At 46.0% G+C, this 22062-nt stretch carries 19 protein-coding genes; 7 read left to right on the top strand and 12 right to left on the bottom strand.

What is annotated here, in order from left to right; genetic code table 11:
• Positions 1–68: 68 nt before the first annotated feature.
• Complete coding sequence (locus JZ784_RS16780; protein ID WP_346315685.1) at positions 69–566, bottom strand: phosphate-starvation-inducible PsiE family protein; 498 nt, start codon at positions 564–566, stop codon at positions 69–71.
• Between the two features lie 147 nt (positions 567–713).
• On the opposite strand from JZ784_RS16780, the gene JZ784_RS16785 reads away from it, so the two are divergent.
• The gene (locus JZ784_RS16785; RefSeq protein WP_346315686.1) at positions 714–1343 is read left to right on the top strand and encodes an FMN-binding negative transcriptional regulator; all 630 of its coding nucleotides are present in this window, start codon (positions 714–716) and stop codon (positions 1341–1343) included.
• A 64-nt stretch (positions 1344–1407) separates the two neighbouring features.
• On the opposite strand, the gene JZ784_RS16790 is transcribed toward JZ784_RS16785, so the two are convergent.
• The 3 genes from JZ784_RS16790 to JZ784_RS16800 all read right to left on the bottom strand — a co-directional run bounded on the left by JZ784_RS16790 (position 1408) and on the right by JZ784_RS16800 (position 6112).
• A complete protein-coding gene (locus JZ784_RS16790; RefSeq protein WP_346315687.1) occupies positions 1408–3189 on the bottom strand; it encodes an acyl-CoA dehydrogenase C-terminal domain-containing protein in 1782 nt (593 codons plus the stop codon).
• A gap of 182 nt (positions 3190–3371) precedes the next feature.
• Positions 3372–5174, bottom strand: a complete 1803-nt coding sequence (locus JZ784_RS16795) for an acyl-CoA dehydrogenase C-terminal domain-containing protein (protein WP_005012714.1) — start codon at positions 5172–5174, stop codon at positions 3372–3374.
• A gap of 296 nt (positions 5175–5470) precedes the next feature.
• The gene (locus tag JZ784_RS16800; RefSeq protein WP_346315688.1) at positions 5471–6112 is read right to left on the bottom strand and encodes a hypothetical protein; all 642 of its coding nucleotides are present in this window, start codon (positions 6110–6112) and stop codon (positions 5471–5473) included.
• A gap of 134 nt (positions 6113–6246) precedes the next feature.
• On the opposite strand from JZ784_RS16800, the gene baeS reads away from it, so the two are divergent.
• From baeS to JZ784_RS16825, 5 genes are all read left to right on the top strand, one after another.
• Positions 6247–7917 (top strand): sensor histidine kinase efflux regulator BaeS, encoded by a 1671-nt coding sequence (gene baeS / locus JZ784_RS16805; RefSeq protein ID WP_346315689.1) that lies wholly within the window; start codon positions 6247–6249, stop codon positions 7915–7917.
• Positions 7918–7927: 10 nt separating this feature from the next.
• Positions 7928–8614: a response regulator gene (locus tag JZ784_RS16810; protein ID WP_005012719.1), complete on the top strand. Its 687-nt coding sequence runs from the start codon at positions 7928–7930 to the stop codon at positions 8612–8614.
• A gap of 113 nt (positions 8615–8727) precedes the next feature.
• Positions 8728–9234, top strand: a complete 507-nt coding sequence (locus tag JZ784_RS16815) for an N-acetyltransferase (RefSeq protein ID WP_346315690.1) — start codon at positions 8728–8730, stop codon at positions 9232–9234.
• Positions 9235–9427: 193 nt separating this feature from the next.
• A complete protein-coding gene (locus JZ784_RS16820; protein ID WP_346315691.1) occupies positions 9428–10783 on the top strand; it encodes an amino acid permease in 1356 nt (451 codons plus the stop codon).
• A gap of 337 nt (positions 10784–11120) precedes the next feature.
• Positions 11121–13325 (top strand): TonB-dependent siderophore receptor, encoded by a 2205-nt coding sequence (locus tag JZ784_RS16825; RefSeq protein ID WP_346315692.1) that lies wholly within the window; start codon positions 11121–11123, stop codon positions 13323–13325.
• A gap of 128 nt (positions 13326–13453) precedes the next feature.
• Here the strand turns inward: JZ784_RS16825 and JZ784_RS16830 are convergent, their stop codons facing one another.
• The 5 genes from JZ784_RS16830 to JZ784_RS16850 all read right to left on the bottom strand — a co-directional run bounded on the left by JZ784_RS16830 (position 13454) and on the right by JZ784_RS16850 (position 17704).
• Positions 13454–13825 carry an MmcQ/YjbR family DNA-binding protein gene (locus JZ784_RS16830; protein WP_346315693.1) on the bottom strand — a complete coding sequence of 124 codons (372 nt, stop codon included), beginning with the start codon at positions 13823–13825 and terminating at the stop codon, positions 13454–13456.
• A 44-nt stretch (positions 13826–13869) separates the two neighbouring features.
• A complete protein-coding gene (locus JZ784_RS16835) occupies positions 13870–14475 on the bottom strand; it encodes a L,D-transpeptidase family protein (RefSeq protein WP_346315694.1) in 606 nt (201 codons plus the stop codon).
• Between the two features lie 112 nt (positions 14476–14587).
• Entirely contained in the window at positions 14588–16033 is a 1446-nt protein-coding gene (locus tag JZ784_RS16840; protein ID WP_346315695.1) for a protein adenylyltransferase SelO family protein, read from the bottom strand.
• A gap of 84 nt (positions 16034–16117) precedes the next feature.
• A complete protein-coding gene (locus JZ784_RS16845; protein ID WP_346315716.1) occupies positions 16118–16447 on the bottom strand; it encodes a DHCW motif cupin fold protein in 330 nt (109 codons plus the stop codon).
• A 93-nt stretch (positions 16448–16540) separates the two neighbouring features.
• Positions 16541–17704, bottom strand: coding sequence for an acyl-CoA desaturase (locus JZ784_RS16850; protein ID WP_005012733.1), 1164 nt, complete (start codon positions 17702–17704; stop codon positions 16541–16543).
• A gap of 188 nt (positions 17705–17892) precedes the next feature.
• On the opposite strand from JZ784_RS16850, the gene JZ784_RS16855 reads away from it, so the two are divergent.
• Positions 17893–18420: an META domain-containing protein gene (locus JZ784_RS16855; protein ID WP_346315696.1), complete on the top strand. Its 528-nt coding sequence runs from the start codon at positions 17893–17895 to the stop codon at positions 18418–18420.
• Positions 18421–18489: 69 nt separating this feature from the next.
• On the opposite strand, the gene JZ784_RS16860 is transcribed toward JZ784_RS16855, so the two are convergent.
• From JZ784_RS16860 to JZ784_RS16870, 3 genes are all read right to left on the bottom strand, one after another.
• Entirely contained in the window at positions 18490–19203 is a 714-nt protein-coding gene (locus JZ784_RS16860) for a glycerophosphodiester phosphodiesterase (protein ID WP_346315697.1), read from the bottom strand.
• Between the two features lie 372 nt (positions 19204–19575).
• A complete protein-coding gene (locus tag JZ784_RS16865; protein ID WP_346315698.1) occupies positions 19576–20154 on the bottom strand; it encodes a cob(I)yrinic acid a,c-diamide adenosyltransferase in 579 nt (192 codons plus the stop codon).
• 44 nt (positions 20155–20198) lie between these two features.
• Positions 20199–22046 carry a TonB-dependent receptor gene (locus JZ784_RS16870; RefSeq protein WP_346315699.1) on the bottom strand — a complete coding sequence of 616 codons (1848 nt, stop codon included), beginning with the start codon at positions 22044–22046 and terminating at the stop codon, positions 20199–20201.
• Between the last annotated feature and the right edge of the window lie 16 nt (positions 22047–22062).

The following is a 22062-nucleotide window of genomic DNA, read 5'->3' on the forward strand; positions in this document are numbered from 1 at the left end:
TAGTGGCATGAAAATTAGCCATTAAATCTCCCCCAAACCCCTCTTTATGAAAGAGGGGCTTCAAAACACTAAGCAAGCTCATCATCCTGCGGGCGCGGGGTTTTGCCTTCTGGAAGCGGTTTGTCTGAATGTTTGTCACGGATCACCGATGGGAAGGTCCATGATGCATAGCGGACGATCAAAATAGCGACGGCTAAAATTAAAATTGAGCCGGTAATAATCACCAGATCCATATCGGCTTTATGATCGTGCTGGATGTCTGAAATCAGCAGGCGGGTCAAGGCGGTAATGGCAATATAGATCAGGAAGCGCACGGGCATATGGTTGGTTTTAAAATAGATGCCCACCATCGCGCCGAGCTCTAAATAAATAAACAGCAGAAGAATATCATCAATGGTTGCGAACTGTTTAACCGTCAATATTTCAAACACGGTATGGCCCGCAGACCAAATGACCATACAGCCAATAATAAATAATGCGATGTAGTGAAAGCTTTCTACGGCAATATTGCCAAAACGGTCGAGGAGGGTTTCAATTTTTTCAAACTTGGGATCACGGTGGGTCATGTTTCCTCCTATTTTTCTTTACGGTTTTCATTCATTTAAACATAAGCAAATTTCATGCACATGAATAGGAAAAGATGTTTTTTTGATATAAAAATCATGTTTTTTAATGTTATTTTGTTGTGGTTTTACCAGTCTTGAGAATAAAAAATGTATTTGCCCGCGCATTTTCAGCAGGAAAATTTAACTGAGCTTTTTGACTGCATTGAAGCGAATCCATTCGCCAGTGTGATGGTGGTGCATGAGGGTGAAATTGAAGCCAATCATATTCCGCTGGAACTGGACCGTTCAGCAGGCGCAAAGGGGATGCTTCGAGGACATATGGCCAAAGCCAATCCCTTATCTGCTTTGCTGCAAAATGCGCTATCGGCTTATGTGATTTTTCATGCTGATCAAGCCTATATTTCTCCAAATTGGTATGAAGGTAAACAGGAGCATCACAGTGTAGTGCCGACGTGGAATTACCGTGTGGTGCATGTGAAAGGCATGATTCGTAAAGTCACGGATGAAAAACATTTGCGCGGGATTTTGGCGCGATTGACCCGCAGGCATGAAGCCACTCAGCCTGTGCCGTGGAAAATGGGCGATGCGCCAAATGATTTTATAGCAGAGCAATTAGAGAAGATTGTTGCAATTGAGATTGAAATCGCTTCAATCATCGGCAAGTTTAAGGTCAGTCAAAACCGCAGTGCTGTGGATGCTGAAAGGGTAGCGAAGGCTTTGGAAACATCAAATCCTGAAATGGCGGAGTCGGTGAGGACGTTTTACCCAAAGGAATAATCATACCGTTAAAAAAACGCCCGACGTATCGGGCGTTTTTTAACTTCGCAGACTTGGATGAAAATTAAGCCTGATTGGTGAAGTAATCTTCAGAGAAGTTCATGATGACTTCTGGGCCAGCTTTTATTTTGGTAATGCGCATTGCCAATTCAGGCAGAATGCGCTGTACAAAGTACAAGGCAAGCGACAGTTTGTTTTGATAGAACTCGCCGTCTTTATCTTTCGCTGCATTGGCAATGCGGGCAAACATATAAGAGAAGCTCAATAGGCCGACAGCATGCAGGTAATCTACCGCTGCAGAGTTAGAGAACTCGATGTTTTCACGCGCTGCAGACAATACATACTGCGTTACCGACTCTACTTCAGCCGCTGCATCTAAAGTCGCATCTTTAATAAAGTTCAGATCAGCATCTAAGCCGTTGGTGAAATCACGGATTTCCTGAATATATTCCGCAATAAATTCGCCATTGCACTTAATGGTCTTACGGCCGATTAAATCCTGTGACTGAACGCCGTTGGTGCCTTCGTAAATCTGTGCAATACGCAGATCGCGAACACACTGTTCCATGCCCCATTCACGGATAAAGCCGTGGCCGCCAAAGACCATCTGCGCATCAATCACTGCGTCAAAAGCGGTGTCTGTCAAATATGCTTTCGCAATTGGCGTAAGCAATGCAACGCGGTCATTGGCTTTTTTCACCGCTTCAGCATCTGTAGAGAACTTGGTGATGTCCAGCTGCTGGCCGACATACACAGCAAATGCGCGTGACGCTTCATTGTTGGCACGCGCATTGAGCAGCATGCGGCGCACATCGCCATGAACCAAAATGCTGTCCGCAGGCTTAGCAGGCGATTGTACACCAGACGCGCTGCGGCCCTGCAGGCGGTCTGTCGCATACTGCGCTGCATTTTGATAGGCAAACTCAGATGCGCCTAGGCCTTGAATACCCATCGACAGGCGTTCGTAGTTCATCATTACAAACATGGCCGCCAGGCCTTCATTTTCTTTGCCCACCAAGTAGCCTTTGGCGCCGTCAAAGTTCATCACGCAAGTTGCAGACGCTTTGATGCCCATCTTGTGTTCAATCGAACCCGGGCCAGCCGCATTGCGTTCACCTAAAGAACCGTCAGCATTGACAAGGAATTTCGGCACAATAAACAATGAAATACCGCGTGAACCCGCAGGCGCATCCGGCGTTTTCGCTAAAACCAAGTGAATGATGTTTTCAGCAAGATCGTGGTCACCGCCGGTAATAAAGATTTTGGTGCCTGTAATGTTATAGGTGCCGTCTTCATTGCGTTCAGCTTTGGTTTTGATAATGCCTAAGTCTGTACCTGCATGCGGTTCCGTTAAGCACATGGTGCCTGACCATTCGCCTGAGTAAATTTTTGGCAGGTAAGTTTCTTTTTGCTCTTGCGATGCATAGCTGTTTAAGGCCATGCCTGCGCCGACAGAAAGCAGCGGGTAGAGCATGAATGATGGGTTGGTTGCGAACAGCATTTCATCTGCAAGCACGGTCAGCATTTTCGGCATGCCTTGGCCGCCCCATTCTTCGTCAGCCGCCAAGCCAATCCAGCCGCCTTCCGCATATTGCTTAAACGCTTCTTTAAAGCCAGCAGGTGTGGTTACATTGCCATTGCTGTATGTTGCGCCTTCTTCATCGCCCGTACGGTTCAGCGGATGAGTCACATTTTGAGCAAACTTCGCCATTTCTTCAAGAATTGCTTCAGCAGTGGCGGCATCGACATGCGCAAGGTTTTCATTGGCTTGCCAGAACTTTTCTGCATTAAAAACATCATTCAAGATGAACTTCATATCAGCAAGAGGCGCGTTATAAATTGGCATAGTGTCACCTGTTTATTGTTTGATTCAATTCGGTCTAATACATGAAACTTCATGCTGTCAGACAGCGGAAAGTTAAATTTTGATATCTTTATAAAGAAAAAGGACTGCCAAAGCTATGACCGTCCTTTCTCTATTTCTGCACTGTTGAGTACAGTTTTTTGAATATTGTTCAGATATTCAGCTTAGAATGCGAAATGTTCCGCATCTAAAGACATCAGCGGCTCTACACCACCTGCAATCACGTCAACATGTGAGCGAACGCGAGGCAGGATTTTCTTGAAGTAGAAGCGTGCAGTCGTGGTTTTTGCGTTGTAGAAATTAACGTCAGTGGTGCCTGCCGCCAGTGTTTCCTGCGCTACAAGCGCCATGCGCGCCCAAAGGTACGCAAGCGTGACATAGCCGGAGAAGTAGAGGTAATCGACTGCAGCAGCGCCGACTTCTTCCGGATTTTGCATTGCTTTCATGCCAATTTGCATGGTTAACTCACCCCACTCTTTATTCAGAGCAGCCAGCGGTTCAACAAATTCTTTCATGGCAGCGTTGTCTTTGTTTGCATCGCAGAATTTGTGAATAATCTTGGTGAAGTCTTTCAGCATTGCGCCTTGAGTGCCCAAAACTTTACGGCCTAACAAGTCAAGCGCTTGAATTTCAGTGGTGCCTTCGTACAAGCAAGAGATGCGTGTATCACGTACGATCTGCTCCATGCCGTGCTCTGAAATAAAGCCGTGGCCGCCAAACACTTGAACGCCGTGCTTCGCAGATTCAGAACCTGTTTCAGTCAAGAATGCTTTAGCAATCGGGGTCAGCAATGACAAAATGTTGTCCGATGCTTTGCGTTCTTCTTCCGTTGCGCCTTGCTCTACGATATCTGCATGGAAAGACAGCAGGTAAACTAATGCGCGCGCGCCTTCCGCAAATGATTTTTGCGTCAGCAGCATGTTGCGCACAGCAGGGTGGACAATAATCGGATCTGCATCTTTTTCAGGCGCTTTCGGGCCGGAAAGTGAACGCATCGCCAAACGGTCTTTTGCATATGCAAGCGCACCTTGGAAGGCGCCTTCAGAAGCTGATAAGCCTTGAACAGCTGTGCCGATACGCGCAGTGTTCATGAACGTGAACATGCAGTTTAGGCCGCGGTTTTCAGGTCCGATCAGGAAGCCTTTTGCATTGTCAAAGTTAATGACGCAGGTTGCGTTGCCGTGAATCCCCATTTTGTGTTCAATTGAACCGCAGCGCACAGCATTGCGCTCGCCGATGGTGCCGTCAGCATTTAAATTGAATTTCGGCACGATGAACAGTGAAATCCCCTTGGTGCCTTTAGGCGCGCCAGGAAGACGGGCAAGTACAATGTGGACAATGTTCTCCGCCATGTCATGTTCACCGGCAGAGATAAAGATTTTCTCACCAGTAATGGCATAGCTGCCGTCCGCTTGCGGTTCAGCTTTTGAACGGATAATGCCGAGGTCAGAACCTGCATGAGATTCAGTTAAGCACATTGTGCCTGTCCAAACACCTGAAACCAGATTCGGCAGGTAGGCATCTTTTTGTTCTTGAGAACCATGATGTTCTAAAGTACGGACTGCACCGTGTGACAGGCCAGGGTACATGCCCCAAGACCAGTTTGCAGTACCGACCATTTCTGAAATCACGTTGCCCAGCGAAACAGGCAAAGCTTGACCGCCGTACTGTTCTTCAGCAGAAAGAGACGGGAAACCGAGTTCGATATATTTTTGATACGCTTCTTTAAAGCCTGTCGGCGTAGTGACCACGCCATCATTCCAAGTACAGCCTTCGCGGTCGCCGCTTTGGTTGATTGGGGACAATTCGTTTTCACAGAAGTCAGCAGCAGCTTCTAAATATTGGTCAACCAATTCACGGCTTACGGTTTCCTGAAATGCAGGCAATTTAGAATAGTGCTCTTCTGCATTCAATAGCTCATGCAGTACGAATTGCATATCACGTAAGGGCGCTTTGTATTGTGGCATATCGGTTTCCTCAATACTGGTTTAACCAGTTTATAATCCTAAGAAACATAAAAAACGTGTCTTCATTGACACGGATTGGAATGGCTTAATCGTGCAACATCTTCTAATAAGGTACAAGCTTTTCTAAGGGTTTTCTTGGTGACTGTAAAGTCAAAGATTTATGTCTTGAAAATGCTAAGTGTCTTGAGTGTAAACGGTTTTGGATGAATTGAAATGACACAAATAGTCAAAAAACGTAAAAAGTTATGTCCACTAAAAAAGGCGCATAAAGCGCCTTTAATTTTTGCCAGCAGCAATTATGATGCTTTTACTGGAGCAGGGGCAGCCGGCTGAGCAGGCATTTGGGGCTGGAAGCGGACTTCGCATTTGCCATTGATGGTTTGCGCGCCTGCTTTGATTTGCACCGCTGCGCCATTGGCTTTGCCTAGGCAGGCTTTAGCAATTGCCTGCTGTTTTGCCTGGCGCTCTGCAAGGCGCTGATCGAATTGCTGGGTTAACTCTGCACGCTTAGCATCAGTCAGCGGTTCGCCGCGCTGCATGTGCATGCCGCGGAATTCACCACGTTCAGGCTGATCGGCGCCCATTGGACCGTGTTCGCCGCGCTTGCCGCTATATTCGTCGCGTTCAGGCTTGTCCATGCTGAATACCATGGCGCACGTGCCGTTAATGGTTTGGCCGCCCGCTTTGACTTGTACCGCAGCGCCTGCAGCTTTGCCATCACAGGCTTGCTTAATTTGAGACATCACTTCATGGCGTTCAGCGCGCATTTCTTGCATTTGTTCGCGCTGTTCCGGCGTCATATGGCGTTCATGCTTTTGCCCGTGCATTCTTTGCGGATGGTCAGTGTCTTTTGCAGTATTTGTCGATTGGCATGCAGTCAGGGCGCCCATAGATAAAATGCCGGCAGCGGCTAAAGCTATTTTTGTCATGTGATTCATTAGATGGTCTCCAACGCGGGATGAGTATTATTTGCTGCAGATAAGATTAAATAATAAAGATGAAGAAACAATGGAGGGTTTTTTGAAGCCGTGTTCGCTACAATAATCAAGATAGAAAAAATAGAGTAGCTCTTTTGAACATCCGCCGTGTGCCTATTGCCTTGCGCTTATTTCTGACTGTACTGCTGACGACTTTGCTCATCACTACGGTCAGCTTAGGCGTGCTTCACTGGAACATGCAGCGCAACTTCACCAAATATGTGGCGGATGTGGAAATGCAGAAGCTGGACGGGCTGATTGGCAATTTGGCCGATGTCTATGTGGTTTATCATGACTGGGGCAATGCCATTCAGGCGCAAATTCTGCAGATTGAGGGTGAAGCCGGCCCTGATGACTATGACAAGCTGTCACACTGGTGGCTGCGCCGCCAGTACGATATCGCACTGCAGCAGCGCTATTTTAAAGAGCACTCAATGGCTGCAGGCACCGTTCTGAACAACGCGGCAGATCCAGCCAGAAGCGCTGCAGACGCAGAAGAGCAGCTGTTTATTGAACGTAATTTGCCTACGGCATTTCAGCCTTTTGAAGGCTTGAAATTTCCGCTGAGCGCAAATCAAAATGTTTTCCGGCCGGCAGATCCGAAAGAGGCGAAAAAGAGCGGCAATATTGCGCTGCCGCAAAACAGCGGCGGCAAAAAACAGTTTATTCAGATGCCAGACCGTTTGGGCCTAAGTTCACGCTTATCTTTGTATGACGCCAAGCGTCAATTTGTGGTCGGTGAGCCGACGCAGGAACAGATTTCTTATCGGCCGATTCTGGTGAATAATCAAGTGGTCGGCTATCTTGGCTTAAAGCCTGTACTGAATCAGGATGATGCAATCAGCATTAACTTTTTCAGCAAACAGAAGCGCTATCTGCTGCTGGTGTATGGCTTATCCTTTTTTGCCAGCCTGATTGCATCCCTGCTGCTGGCGACTTATTTTAAAAAGCCGATTCAGCGCTTATTGAACGGTACGCGTGAGTTAACCAAAGGCAATTATCAGCATCAGGTGAAGGTCAACCGCAATGACGAGCTGGGTGATTTATCCAATGAGCTGAATCAGCTGGCGGTTATTCTGGATCAGCACGAAACATCACGCCGTCAATGGGTGGCGGACACCTCGCATGAACTGAAAACGCCGCTCGCTGTTTTACAGGCGCAAATTGAAGCCATGCAGGACGGCATCCGCAAGCCGACGCCAGAACATTTTGCCTCCATGCTGAGGCAGGTCAACAGTTTGAAAAAATTGACCCAGGATTTGGCAGATTTGGCGCAGGCGGAAGCGCAGCAGCTGCAGTGCTATTTTGCGGAGATGAACCCTTGGGATGCTGTACTGCAGGAAATTGAGAACTTTAAGCCGAAGTTTGAGCAGGCCGGCTTAAGCGTGACGGCCGAAGGCCAAGGCGCCGTATTGCAATTGGATATAGACCGCTTTAAGCAAATTATGGTGAACTTGCTGGGCAACAGCATCCGCTATACTGAAACAGGCGGCGCAGTGCATGTGCATACTGAGCAGGATGCTGTGCAGTGGACGGTATATGTGGATGACAGCCCATTCGGTTTGACGGATGAACAGCTGTCATGCTTAGGCGAGCGTTTTTACCGTGTTGATGATTCCCGCACCCGTGCAACGGGCGGTACAGGCTTAGGCTTGGCGCTGTCTGTCAAAATGGCGAAAGCCATGGGCGGTGAATTGAGTTTTGAGCATTCACCCTTGGGCGGTTTGCGCTGCAAGCTGACTTTTCCGAAACAGATGAAACATTAAGGATATCTACATGAAACACATCATGCTGGTTGAAGATGAAGTAGAACTTGCACAACTGGTGCGTGATTATTTAGAAGCTGCTGGTTTTGAAGTCAGCATGTTTCATGATGGTCAGGACGCATATGACAGCTTTACGCAGCGTAAGCCGAGCTTGATGATTTTAGATTTGATGGTGCCGCGCATGGACGGGCTGACCATGTGCCGCAAAGTGCGCGAGCAGTCTGACCTGCCGATTATTATGGTCACGGCGCGCACCGAAGAAATCGACCGTGTGCTGGGCTTGAATATGGGTGCGGATGACTATGTCTGCAAGCCGTTCAGTCCGAAAGAACTGGTTGCCCGCGTGCAGGCGGTGCTGCGCCGTTTAGAGCGAAAGGCTGAACCCGAAAGCAATGATTTATTCCGCATGGATAAAGGCCAGCAGCGCATTTGGTATCAGCAAAAGTCATTGAATTTAACGCCTACGGAATTCCGCCTGCTGGAGCTGTTTTTAGAGCATGTCGGGCAGGTGTACTCACGTGCGCAATTGCTGGATCATATTAATCCGGACAGCTTTGAAGTGGCGGACCGGGTAATTGACAGCCACATTAAAAACCTGCGCCGTAAAATCTCTGATGCCGCTGAAACCGGCAACCGCCATGAGTGGATTCAAGCGGTGTATGGGGTTGGGTACCGTTTTGAATATCCTGAAGATTGATTGTATTTAGGGTCATGATGAAAAGCGGATTGGGGGGAAAACTGATCCGCTTTTTTGTTAGAAGAATGTTAAAAGAAAAAGGCATGAACGAAAAACTTGTACAGGAGAATACAATGAATATAACCATCCGAGATGAAACATTGGCTGATATTGCAGCCATTGAAGCGCTCACAAAATCGGCTTTTTTGCATGCAGAGCACACCAGCCATACAGAGCATATTATTGTGAATCAGCTGAGAAATGCGCAGCAATTAACCGTGTCTTTGGTTGCAGAAGAAGAGCATGCGATTGTCGGGCATGTTGCCGTTTCACCAGTTCGTATTTCCTCGGGGGAAACAGGCTGGTATGGTTTAGGGCCAATTTCAGTGTTGCCCGATAAGCAGGGTTTAGGCATCGGCTCAATGCTGATGCATGCAGCTTTGCAGCGCTTGAAAGCTTTAGGCGCAAAAGGCTGCGTGCTGCTGGGTGATCCGAATTATTATGCACGCTTTGGCTTTAAACCTGTTTCGGGATTGATTTTACCCGATGTGCCGCAGGAGTATTTTCAGGCGATTTCTTTTACGGGGACTTTTCCACAAGGCGAGGTTGCCTATCACGATGCTTTTAATGCGGCAGAGTAGGGATTTCAACTTTATTCGTTCAGCAACAATTTAATTGATGAGGAAACGGTTTATTTGAATATTTTTAACTTATTTATTTAAAACAATATTTTTAAGAATTGAGCAAAAAGCAGGCATTCCTTAAGATTAGCGGACTAGGCCGTAAGGCGCTTAGTATTTACAATTCACGTGTTATCCACGATTAGAGTTTGTTTTGAACAGCGAAACACCCCAACTTCAGCGCCGCTTGAAGAATCGCCATATCCAATTGATTGCCATGGGCGGTGCCATTGGCACAGGACTGTTCCTAGGCTCAGCGCATATTATTGAGTCTGCTGGCCCATCAATTATTTTGGGTTATATGATTGGCGGACTCATTGCTTTTTTGATTATGCGCCAATTGGGTGAAATGATTGTACATGAGCCTGTAACGGGTTCATTCAGCTATTTCGCCTTTAAATATTGGGGCAGATTTTCAGGCTTTTTAACCGGCTGGAACTACTGGATCCTTTATATATTGGTGGTGATGACCGAACTGACGGCCATTGGCAAATACGTCAATTACTGGTGGCCGCATATTCCAGCATGGGTATCAGTCCTGGTGTTTTTTGCAGTCATCACGCTGTCTAACTTAGCCAATGTCAAACTGTATGCGGAATCTGAGTTCTGGCTGTCAATGATTAAGGTGGTGGCAATTGTCGCCATGATTCTTTTCGGTGTTTATTTGCTGATGACGGCGGATGCCGGTTCAACGGCATCCATCAGCAACTTATGGACGCATGGCGGATTTTTCCCGCATGGTTTTGAAGGGCTGTTCTATATGCTGGCCTTTATGATGTTTGCCTTTGGCGGCATTGAGCTGATCAGCATGGCCGCCGCTGAAACAGAAGATCCTGAAAAGAACATTCCTAAAGCGGTGAATCAGACGGTCATTCGGGTGTTCCTGTTTTATATCTGTTCTTTAGCGGTATTGCTGTCACTGGTGCCGTGGAATCAGCTGGAATTGGGCGGTTTAGATCATAGCCCGTTCGTGATGATCTTTCAGCAGATGGGGATTGACTGGGCGGCGCATTTGCTGAACTTTATTATTTTGACGGCGTCCGTGTCAGTCTGCAACAGCGGGATGTATGCCAATAGCCGGATGCTGCTGGGCTTGGCGGAGCAGGGCAATGCGCCAAAAGTGTTTACGCAGGTGAATCAGCACGGTACACCAATTGCGGCGGTTTTATTTTCTGCCTTATTGATATTTGGCTGTGTGCTGCTGAATTATTTCTTGCCTGAAAAAGCATTGAGCTATCTGATTTATATTGTGGTTGCTGCGGCGGTACTGAACTGGATGCTGATCAGTTTGATTCATTTAAAATTCAGAAAAGCCATGAAACAGCAGGGTATACAGACCAAGTTTCCGGCATTATTTGCGCCGTTTACCAATTACTTTGTTTTGGCATTTATGCTGATGATTCTCTACATTATGTGGACGCAGGGCTTTATGCTGTCGGTGCTGATGCTGCCGGTGTGGATTTTACTGCTGTTTGTTTTGTTTAAAATCATGCAGGCGAAGAAGGCTTAACAGCAATAAAAATGGGCTCATGGATGAGCTCTTTTTTTGTACATTAATGGATGCTCAATCGCGCTAATGAAATCTTTTATAAATTGTTATTAAATAAAGCATATTATTTCAATATTCGTGTAAATTCCGTTTCAGCATGCGGTTTTTTTGGTGATTATATGCAGGTCATTGTTATTAAAATAAAATATCAATAAACCCTTATATCATTCATTATTTTAATCATAGAGAAACTTCAAAACTAAGTTATAGATCCAATAACAAATCAGAAGCAGTCTATTGTAATTGTGTAGTAAATCTTAATATAATTGATAATAATTCTCCTTATCGTTTGTGACTTATGCCTTACGCCAAAAATACTTTAGCCTTGATGATGATTTTTTCAGGGTTTCTTTTTGTCTCTTCTGTAACATTGGCTGATACAGAGAATGTCAATCTTAAAGCATCAGCAACTCTTCCCACGATTGTTATTGAAGCCATGGCGGAGGGAGATCCTATAAAAACCTATGTGGACTATAAACAAGCCAATGTCACGCGGAATGGTTTAGATAAGAAAGATATTCCACAAACGGTAGATACGATTGATGTGTCTAAATATAAATTATATGGCGCAAACGATTTGAGTGTGATGCTGCAGGGAACACCGGGTGTTTCAACCAGTTATGATGCCCGAAATGATGGAATTTCTATCCGCGGCTTCAATGCCGATACCAACGATATTTATCGGGATGGCGTTCGTGAAAGCGGTCAATATCGGCGCAGTACGGCAAATGTTGAGCGGATCGAAATTTTAAAAGGTCCAGCTTCAGTACTTTATGGACGCAGCGCTGGCGGCGGTGTGATTAATATGGTCACTAAGGTTGCCAATTTTGATTCGCCAAGTTCAGTCGGGGCGTATGTTGGCTCTTATGACAATGTGGGCGGAACCATTGATATCAATAAAGCGCTGAATGATAACTGGGCTGTGCGTTTAGTCGGCGAAAAATCGGACAGCAATAGTTTCCGTTCCGGGATTGGCTTTCAGCAAGAAATGTTATCGCCAAGTGTCACATATCGCAGTGATGATGAAAAACTGCTTTGGACCACTGAATTTACTTACGACAATTTAAACAGAACGCCTGATCGCGGGCCAAGTTATGAGAACTTGCCTGCTGGTGTTTCGATTAAAACCGGTTTTGCCGGAAACAATGATAATATTGTTGATGAAACAAAATCCGTTCGAACCGATGTTAAATATGAGTTTGCGCCGGATTGGAAATTTCATTGGGCATTAAGCCATCGTGAATCTTTTCAAGATTTTGATAACTTTTTCGGCGGAACATGGTGCTCAGCCGCAGGTCTGCTGAGTGATGGCAAGACATGTGATTGGAAAGGCAAAATCCGTCAAAGTTACGCTTGGCAGCAAACAACCAATAAAACACTCATGAATACTTTTGATATTACTGGGCTGTTTAAAACAGGCGTTCTTGAACATAAAGTTATGTTCGGCAGCGATTGGTCAAATGAAAAAAGAGAGCCAATTCTTGGAAATTATTCAAGCGGTGACAAAGCAGGGCTCTATTATCGCTATGTCAATCCATTCAATACTTCGGACAGCTCTTTATCTTCTGGCTGGAAAACACTCAACGGCTCACGCCCAGCAGAAACTTCACACAGTCAAACTGATGCAAACTCCCTAAGCTTCTTTCTGCAAGATTTAATTTCATTCAATGAAAAATATAAAATGATGTTGGGTGTCCGCTACGACAGTTATGATTTTTCGACCAATGATGTGCGCAATCAGAGTAAACGCTCATATAGCGATGACAGTTTAAGTCCAAATATTGGTTTTGTTTGGCAACCGGTTGAAAGCCAAAGTTTTTACACCTCTTATAGTAAAAGCTTCTCCCCTTATGGCGGCCGCGGCCTGCTCGGGGTGAGTGCAAGTATAGATCCAAGCCTGTATGACGCTGAGCCGCAATTTAATGAACAATATGAAATTGGGGTGAAGAGTGACTGGCTGGATGGCCGTTTAAATACGCAGCTTTCTGTATATGACATTACGAAAAATAATATCCGCTACCAGCCGGATGCTGTAGAACGGCCAAATGATTGGGAAGTTGGGCAACAGCAGCAGTCTCAAGGCGTCGAGTTCAGTTTTATTGGCCAAGTATTAGATAATCTATATGTGCGGGGCGGCTATGGTTATACCGATGCCACATGGAAAAGTGATAGCCGCACCACGGTCAAAGAAGAAGAGCGTTTAAAAGGAAAAAAGCTACCTGGAATATCTGAAAATACAGGAAACTTATTTGTACGTTATTTACCTGTGGAAAAATGGTATGGCGAATTAGGCGCAACCTATGTGGGTTCTTATTTCACATCGGATAAAAACACCACAAAAATGCCAGGCTGGACACGCTTAGATGCCGCTGTTGGCTATAAGGATGATAAGTGGGGCGCGACAATTGCTGTGAATAATTTAACGGATAAAGAATACTGGCGTTCGAATTCAATGCCTGGAACTCCGCGAAATTATTTATTAAGAATGAACTATTATTTTTAATAAATAATAGTAAAAATGAGAGCTTAATACTTTAATTTTTTACTATCGTTCCTAAGTAGAAATGCCCGTATAGGGTATTTCTACTTAGTTATTAGGTATAAAATTTCTGCTTAGAAATCAAAATTCATTCATATCCTGCGGAGCAGGGCAATTCTGTTCTGCTCAGCTTTTTTGAGCTTTGACACCACCAATTCATAAGAATTCAGCACCAAATCTTGCACTAAGCCCTCATCTAATTCGTCATGTTCAAAGACTGAAATCCAATGCTGCTTATTCATATGCCAGCCCGCATGGATGTAGGGATAAATATCTTTCAGCATTGCGCCATGGTCTGGCCGCACTTTTAAATTGATGGCCGCTTTGCCTTCTAAATGAAAACTCAGCATAAAAACTTTATCCATGACTTTATACACATCACAGCCTTCACCAAAGGGCTGGCTGCATGCGGTTTCGGGCAGGGCAAGGGCAACTTCCGCTGCATATGTATGTAATTCGGTCATAATTATTTTTCATTTAAAGATGAATATGCCATGAGTTAAAGTCATTATGGATGGATTTCAATCACCGTGTCATTATTCACCAATTGCCAAATTTCATCTATATCCATATTGCGCACAGCAATACAGCCCCACGTCCAATCTTTTTGCGGGAAATAACCCATCAAGTTGGGCAAAACCTTGACTTGTCTAGCCGTGGCGGAACCATGAATCATGATGTCTCTACCAGCGGAAACCCCCAGCTGCTGCGCCTTTAGCTGATCTTTGGCATTGGGGTAGGAAACGTGGAGTGATTTATAAAAAGCGCTTTGAGGATTGCGCCAATCAATGACATAGCGCCCTTCAGGCGTTTTTCCGTCACCTTCTTGGACTTTGTGGCCCGTAGGCGCAAAACCGAGGCGGATGGGATAGCGGCGAACGATTTTATTCTGATGCTGCAAGACCAAATAGCGCTGACTTTTGTAGACATGAATGCTGTCAATTGGGGTATTTTGACGAATAGACTGTATTTGTACCGCAGTGAGCGGTGCAGGAAACGAAACTTCACCGGCTGATGTCGGCAGGTATTTATTGTATTTTTGATAAACGGCATAGGCTGTAAATAAGCAAATGAGCAATATGCCGGCTAAAATAAAGAGATGCTTTCTGTTCATACTGGCTATTTTAATTTGATCCGTCCAAGCGCTATGAGTTAGGTTGATTGTGGATAATGTCTAAATTATCCACAATTCTGACCTGATTTAGCGATGTATTTGTGGATAAATGTTAAGAAGAACAGCTCACCATCACTTCAGGCACATCGCTTGGCAGCGGTCCTAAATCAGCTGTGCTTTCTAGCTCAGGCTGTTGGGTAAATGGCTGGCTCAGCAGCGTAAATAAACGCTCGACTTCAGAAAAATCATTACGTTCCGCAAGTTCAATGGCTTTCTGCGCCATATGATTGCGCAAAATATAGTGCGGGTTGGCTTTCGCCATTGCGGCATCCAGCGCCTCAGTATCTTGGTGGTCACGGATAGATTCGTACTGAGTTAAGAATAACTCAAATTGATGGCGGTCTAGGCAGTCATCTTTTATGGCTTCGTATTCTTTATTTTGCAGGCGGATAAAGCTTTGCGTGTAATCCAGCTGTTCACTTTGCAAAATCCGTAAAAAGGCCATGGCGCAGTCAAAACTGTCTTGATGGAAGCTCGGCAGGCCCATTTTCTGTGCCAAGCCCATTTTATAATGTTCTAAGAAAGTCGGCTCATAATGCGCTAGGCATTGCGCCAAATCTTCTTTCCACTGCTCTTTGTCATAACCGGCAGGGCAGAGCGGAATCAGGTTGTTCAGCCATTGCCATAAGTTCCAATGCCCAATGCTCGGCTGCTGCTGATAGGTATAGCGCCCTTGGTAGTCTGAATGGTTGTTGATCCAGTTCGGACGGAAACGCTCCATAAAGCCATAGGGGCCGAAATCCAAAGTCGAGCCGGTAATGTTTAAATTATCGGTATTCATCACGCCATGCGCAAAGCCCGCCAGCTGCCACTTGGCAATCATCACGGCAGTACGCTGAATGACTTGCGCGGCAAAAGCCAGTATCGGCTGTTCGGCTTTCAGGCAGTCCGGATAATGCCATTCAATGCATTTCTGGGTAAACTCAGGCAGCAAATCGCCCTGATATTGATTGATCCATTCAAAATGGCCGAGACGGATATGGCAGTCAGAGGTGCGCAGCATCATCGCGCCCAGCTCTAATTTTTCACGCTGTACACCTTGTTCAGAACTGGTGAAGCCGACGGCATTGCTGGAAGGAATGCCTAAGCTGTTTAAGGCATGGCCCGCCAAATATTCACGGATCACAGAGCGCAGAACCGCGCGGCCATCGCCCATGCGTGAATAAGGCGTAGAGCCTGCGCCTTTAAGATGCAGGTCAATGGTTTGATTGTTTTGATCTAAAATCTGTGCAATCAGCAGTCCGCGGCCATCGCCCAACTGACCGGCCCATTGCCCGAATTGATGGCCTGCATACACCATGGCCAGCGGTTCAAATTCAGCAAAGGTCTTTTGACCGCTGCAGATTTCAACCCACGACTTTTTATCTTCTTTAGACCACTGCAACTGATCTGCTAGCGCTGTGTTGAAATGGCCCGCCTTAGCGCCTTTTAATGGCAAAGGCTGCTGATGGTGATACAGTTTGGCTGGAAGTAATGAATAGCGTGAATTGAAGTGCATAGAACAAAAGGGCAAGAGAGCTGTGTATTTTTCAACTATAGCAAAGCTTCAGCCAGGATGCGCTGTAAAATGGTGAATCTGCGCTTAGTCCACAATAAATAAACGCGCGCCGGTTTGAGAATAGGAGCGGTGCGCTTCCGCATTATCTGCCACTTGATAGCTCATGCCCGCCGTTAATGTGAACTGGCGGCCATCTTTCAGTTCGGTCAGCAGTTCACCTTCCAGGCAAAATAAGATGTGGCCTTTGCTGCACCAATGGTCTGCCATATAGCCTGCGGAATATTCCACAATTCTGACCCGGATTGTGCCAAAGCGCTGGGTGCGCCAAAGCGCATAGCCGTTTTCACCTTCATAGCGTTCGGTTTCTACTGTGTCCCAGTTGGTTATTCCAAAAGGAATATTGTGCATTTCCATAGCCGTGCGCTTTTTCATATGTTAATCATCATATGTACCTTGAATTTCACACAAAAAAAAGCCCCCATCGGGAGCTTTTTAAATAAATTCAATTTAGTTTGCAGTTTTCTTTTTAAAGTTGCTGACTAAAAGATTCAGGGTTTGACGGTGATGCGAAAGGCGCTGTTCAACCAGCTGGAATTCAACTTTCAGCTTGTCATCCATTTGGTGAATTTTTTCAGCAACTGCAGTTTTCTTCGCCTGGATTTCTTGCTCTTTCAGCTTTGCCCAATCATTCAATGTTTGCGAGAAGGCATCATATTCCTGAGAGATGCGCAGCTTTGCATTTGCCACATCTTCAGAGACATTCAGGCCGTAAATGGCAAGATCCTGTTCAGCGTATTTAAACTTCATTGCCAATTCAGCTTTTTTGATATTGAAGCTAGGAATGCGGCGCAAGTTTTTCGCAAGGCCTAATTTAGAGCAGCTCCAAATCAGCCATTTGGTTGGGTCATACTGCCACCATTTCACACCGTTGCGGTAATCATACTGGAAGATGTGATGATAGTTGTGATAACCCTCACCCCAAGTCGCAATGGCCAATACAAAGTTGTCGCGCGCCGTGTTTTCGTCAGTATATGGACGCGAACCCCACATGTGGCATAGCGAGTTGATGAAGAACGTTACGTGATGGCTCAGGATAAGGCGCATTAAACCGCCCAGAAGCAAGACGCCCCACATATCGCCGACAGCCCAGCCGATCGGCAATAAGATGCCTGCATGCACGGCAATCACCAGCGGCACATAATACTTGTCTTGGAACATCACTAATTTATTGTTTAATAAATCGGGTGCATTTTTATAATTGGACGCGCCAGATGGATAGTCGCGGAGCATCCAGCCAATATGCGCAAACCAGAAGCCGCGGTTAATTGAATACGGGTCCTGCTCAACATCATCGACATGGCGGTGATGCGTGCGGTGGCCTGAAGCCCAGAACAGAATGCTGTTTTGAACGGCGAAAGTGCCCATAATCATTAAAATAATCTGCAAAGGCAAGGTCGCTTCATATGCGCGGTGCGCCCATAAGCGGTGGTAGCCTGCGGTGATGCCCAAACTGCTGACGCCCAGCAATACGAACATGCTGATCCAGGCAGCTAAGCTGAAATCATGATGGTAGGCATACAATGGAATTGCAATAACTGCGACGATTGGCAAAAATATCAATGCGAAGACAGCAATCCAGTTGACTGGGGCTTTGGGTAGGGGAGCGGTCATCTCCAGCAGTACTCCTAGAAGCTTTGGGAAGCTTAAATAGAAAATAACCCATATCGTTTTTATGGATTAAGGCCACGGCATAATAGCATGTGCTAAAAGCGGTTCACAGTAGTTATTGTACAGGTGTATTGTACTAAACAGTAACAGAATAAAACCGGCAATTTATTGATTTTATCGAAGGTTAAAACATGTTCATAACAGTTGTTCGATGCTGCAGTGAAAAGAAGAAAAAATATACTCAAAAAAGTGGATTGGCGGTCATGTTTATGTGCGCTGTTTTGCTGAGCGCTTGTCAAAATTCAGGGCAAAAAACAGCTTCAGTCACAAAAGGAAATCCTCAATCCGCAGCACACCCCTTGCAGCTGATGCACAGCATGGATGGCGTACAGGACGTGCATTGGGAACTCACGCAAATACAAGGTGAAAAAGCTCAGTTTTTTTACAGCCAGCCGTATCTGCTGTTTAATACCCAGCTTAAGCAGGTGCAGGGCAATACAGGGTGCAATGCGCTGTCAGGGAGCTATGAAATGAATGTGCCGATGCAGACCTTGAATATTCAAGCGCGCGCAGGCCATATGAGCTGTGAACATGCGTTGGCGCAAGAAGCGGTATTGATGGATATATTAGGGCAGGCGGTGAATTTTCAAGTCAGCGGCAATCGGCTGACGCTGCGCAATGAAAGCGGTCAAGTTCTGCTGCAAGGCAAAAAGCGATAGTTGACATCCAGCATGCAAAAGCCCGATCAGTCAGCAGGACTTTTTATGGCCGGGCCTTTTCGGAAGGACTCAGCTGAAATGCTGAAGCATCAGTTTTGGAAAGTCCGTGATCAGCCCGTCAATGCCTAAATCGCGCAGCTGTTTGGCGCGTTCAAGATCATTCACAGTCCATACGCTAACGGCTAACTGGGCTTGCTGCATTGCTTGAATGATTTGATCCGATGCAAGCTGATTCATCCAGCCAATTCGACCGCAGCCGAGTTGCAGCGCCTGCTCGATGGCTTTTTCCTGAATATCCTCTTCAATCAGCAAGCCGCGTTTGAACTTGGATTCAATCTGCTGCAAGGCTTGATGGATTTTCAGGTCAAAACTGGTAATCACTGCGGTGTTTTCAAAGCCCTTCAGCTGCTGTTCCAGCGCCAGCACTAATTTTTCTGCATCTGCCATAGTTTCAACGGCTTTGACTTCAACTTCCAAATGGTTGAAGTCCTGCATAATGTGCAGGCTTTGGCGCAGAGTCGGGGTGATTTGCCTGTCCCAGTCCATCCAGATATGCGCTTGGTTATACGGCTCCAGTTCCGTGCTGGCACAGTCATAGAGGTTTTTGTCGATTCCGGTTGTCCGCAGGAAATTATCATCATGCATGACCACAAGTTCGCCGTCTTTAAGCTGGCGGACATCAAATTCAACGCCACGGATGCCGAGGTCATGAATGTACTGGAAACCGCCTAAGGTGTTTTCTGGGGCTTCGCCGCGCGCGCCACGGTGTCCGATGATTTGCATGATAATTTTTCCTGTTATGTCATTGCAGGTGATTGTAGCGCTAAAGAAATGAGAGTCAAAAGTTGTCACGTTGACATTGGATTGGTGAAAGTACCATCTGTCATTATTCAGGGCAGGGTTATGAATTCAAACATATTTAAGCAAGATATTTCTTTGTACTTTCACAGCCTTGATATTCAGTGAAAAGTTAAATTTCTTTGTGCAGGCGATCACTTACTTTTCAGAGATGAAAAGTAACAAAAATCTTTTGTTGGGTAAAAGGTTCATCCCTGAAACCTTGACCCAACGGCGGCATCCATGCCGCCTTAGGCGAATCAGACATCATCCAATCCGCAAGTTTTATCAGGGATCGAACGGTTAAGTTTTAAAAACTTAAATCGTGTCGTTAATATTTTTTTGCCACAGCACTTCAGAACCGCCTTCAGCGCGCTGCAACGTGCGTGACGCCACAAATAGCCAGTCAGACAGGCGGTTGAGCAGCTGCAATGACGGCGCTTGAATGTTTTGATCACGGCTGTGCACAGACATCAGGCTGCGTTCCGCACGCCGGCAGACTGAACGGGCTTGGTGCGCATAACTGCATGACAATGTGCCTGCAGGAAGAATGAAGTCCTTTAACATCGGTAGGGCTTCATTCATGCGGTCAATCTCATTTTCCAAGAACTCGATTGCAACAGGCTGCACCAAATGAAAGTTTGGAATGCAGACTTCACCGCCCAAATCGAACAGCCAATGCTGAATCAAGCTTAAAGATTTGTCCCAAGCGGCTTTATCTTCAATCGCGCTCAGTGCAATGTGCGAACGTAAAATCCCAATGCATGAATTCAGTTCATCGACATCGCCGAGCGCATTAATGCGCAAATCATCTTTGGCAATACGCGAACCATCGCCCAAACCTGTTGTGCCTGAGTCGCCGGTGCGGGTGTAAATTTTACTTAAACGGTGGCCCATTTTAATTTTCCATTGCAATATAAAAGGTGAAGATATGGGGGAATTTAGTATTTAACGGTTAAGCCAACAGAGGCCAGCCGGCCGCCATTCAAATAAAACTTGCCGTCATAATTGCCGGCGGACGCGGTTTTATATTGAACATCGCCGACGTTTTGAATATTTGCAAAGAAGCACAGCTGTTCGTTAGGCTGATAATAGCTATTGAAATCAATCTGCGCATGTCCAGGAATCACATCATCGTCATAATTGCTGCTGTCTGAATGGCTGTTCGCAGTGAGCGTTGTTGACAGCCCATAATGCTCATCGGCCCAGCCGGCCGACAATGCCAGTTTTTGCCGCGGACGGCGGCTCAAATCTAAACCTGTTTTATCATTTTTTGCTTGGTTATAGCTATAACTGGCTTTGGCAAAAAATGCGTCATTGGCCCAATTTACATAGATTTCTGAACCCTGAATGGTGGCTGCCTCAATATTGGCAAACTTCCAGTTATTGTTGGGGGCCGAATCGATAAGGTTATCAATTTCAGTTCTGTAGAGAGACAGGCCGCTTTTCAGTTGCGGCGTGAGTTGCAGGTCTATGCCCAGTTCATAGGACTGGCTTTCTTCAGGCTTTAAGCTGGGGTTTGCATAGTCGCCATAATACAAGTCATTCATGGTTGGGGCTTTAAATGCCGTTCCGACATTGGCATAGCTGCTAAAGAACGGTGTGAAAAAATAACGCGCTGCAAGTTGCCCGACCGTGTGTTGACCATATTTTTCATGGTCCTCAAGACGAATGCCTGCCTGTGTTTTTAATTTATCGGTTTGATACTGATGCTGCAGGTAATAACCCGTGCTGTTTAAGTCTTGATAAAAAGACTCTGCAGTTTTTAGCGTTGATGTTTCAAGCTGCCGATGGGTGATCCCTGCAATAATATTTTGCGCCGCTGTCATTTGCTGTTTTGCGGTCAGTTCATATTCAGTGGATTCATAATCGGTCTGTTCAAAGCTTTTGAGCTGTTCCAGCTCATCTTTAAAATAAGACACGCGGGCATTCAGGGTGAGCTGGTCTGTCGGGCTGAAGCGTGATTTCAAGGTTGCAATTTGATTCTTAAAATCTTGCGATTTTTGCTCATATTGCATCGAGCTCCAGCTGTATTGCTCATATTGGGTATTGCCTTGGTTTTCAGAGTAATCCAATGAAGTGCCAAAACGCGCTGCTTCATAGCCGAATTTGGCAGACATACCTTTTTGATCAAAGCTTGAAGCTGTGGCATTTTCATGTTCATGAATTGCCGTGCCGTCGGTTTCTAAGCGCTGTCCGCGGACTTGCGCATAAAAGCCGTGATCAGCCATATCTGCCCCGACAATGCTTTTATAAGTTTGATTTTCACCTATTTCAGCACTGATAAAAGCGGCATTTTTTTCAGGGGTTTTGCTGATAATCTGCACCACGCCGCCAATGGCATTGGTGCCATACAGCACCGAAGCTGGGCCTTTTAAAACCTCAATCTGCTTAATGTCGGTGGTATCAATAAAGTTGTTTGGCGCTAAGCCGCTGGCATCATTATTTAAACGGACGCCGTCACGCAAGACCAAAGTATGGTCAGACTCTGTGCCGCGTAAAAAAAATGAAGCTTGCTGTCCGTAGCCGCCCAGCTGCACCATATTGATAGAGGCGTCACTCATCAATAAATGCGGAAATGATGCGATAGGCGACTGTTCAATGAGGGATTCATCAATAATTGAAATGCGTGCCGGAACATCTTCCAGCTTTTCTTCAGAACGCGTTGCGGTGACCACAATGGTCTCTAAAGTGGCGGATGGGATATTTGCGGCTTGCGTATGGGCAGAAAAAGCCAACACAGCAGCAATACCGGCTGCAAGTGCTGTGGGCTGAGAATAGAAAGTCATGCAATGCTCCATGCAT

Source organism: Acinetobacter sp. CWB-B33, from assembly GCF_039655955.1.
GTDB classification, from domain to species: domain Bacteria; phylum Pseudomonadota; class Gammaproteobacteria; order Pseudomonadales; family Moraxellaceae; genus Acinetobacter; species Acinetobacter bouvetii.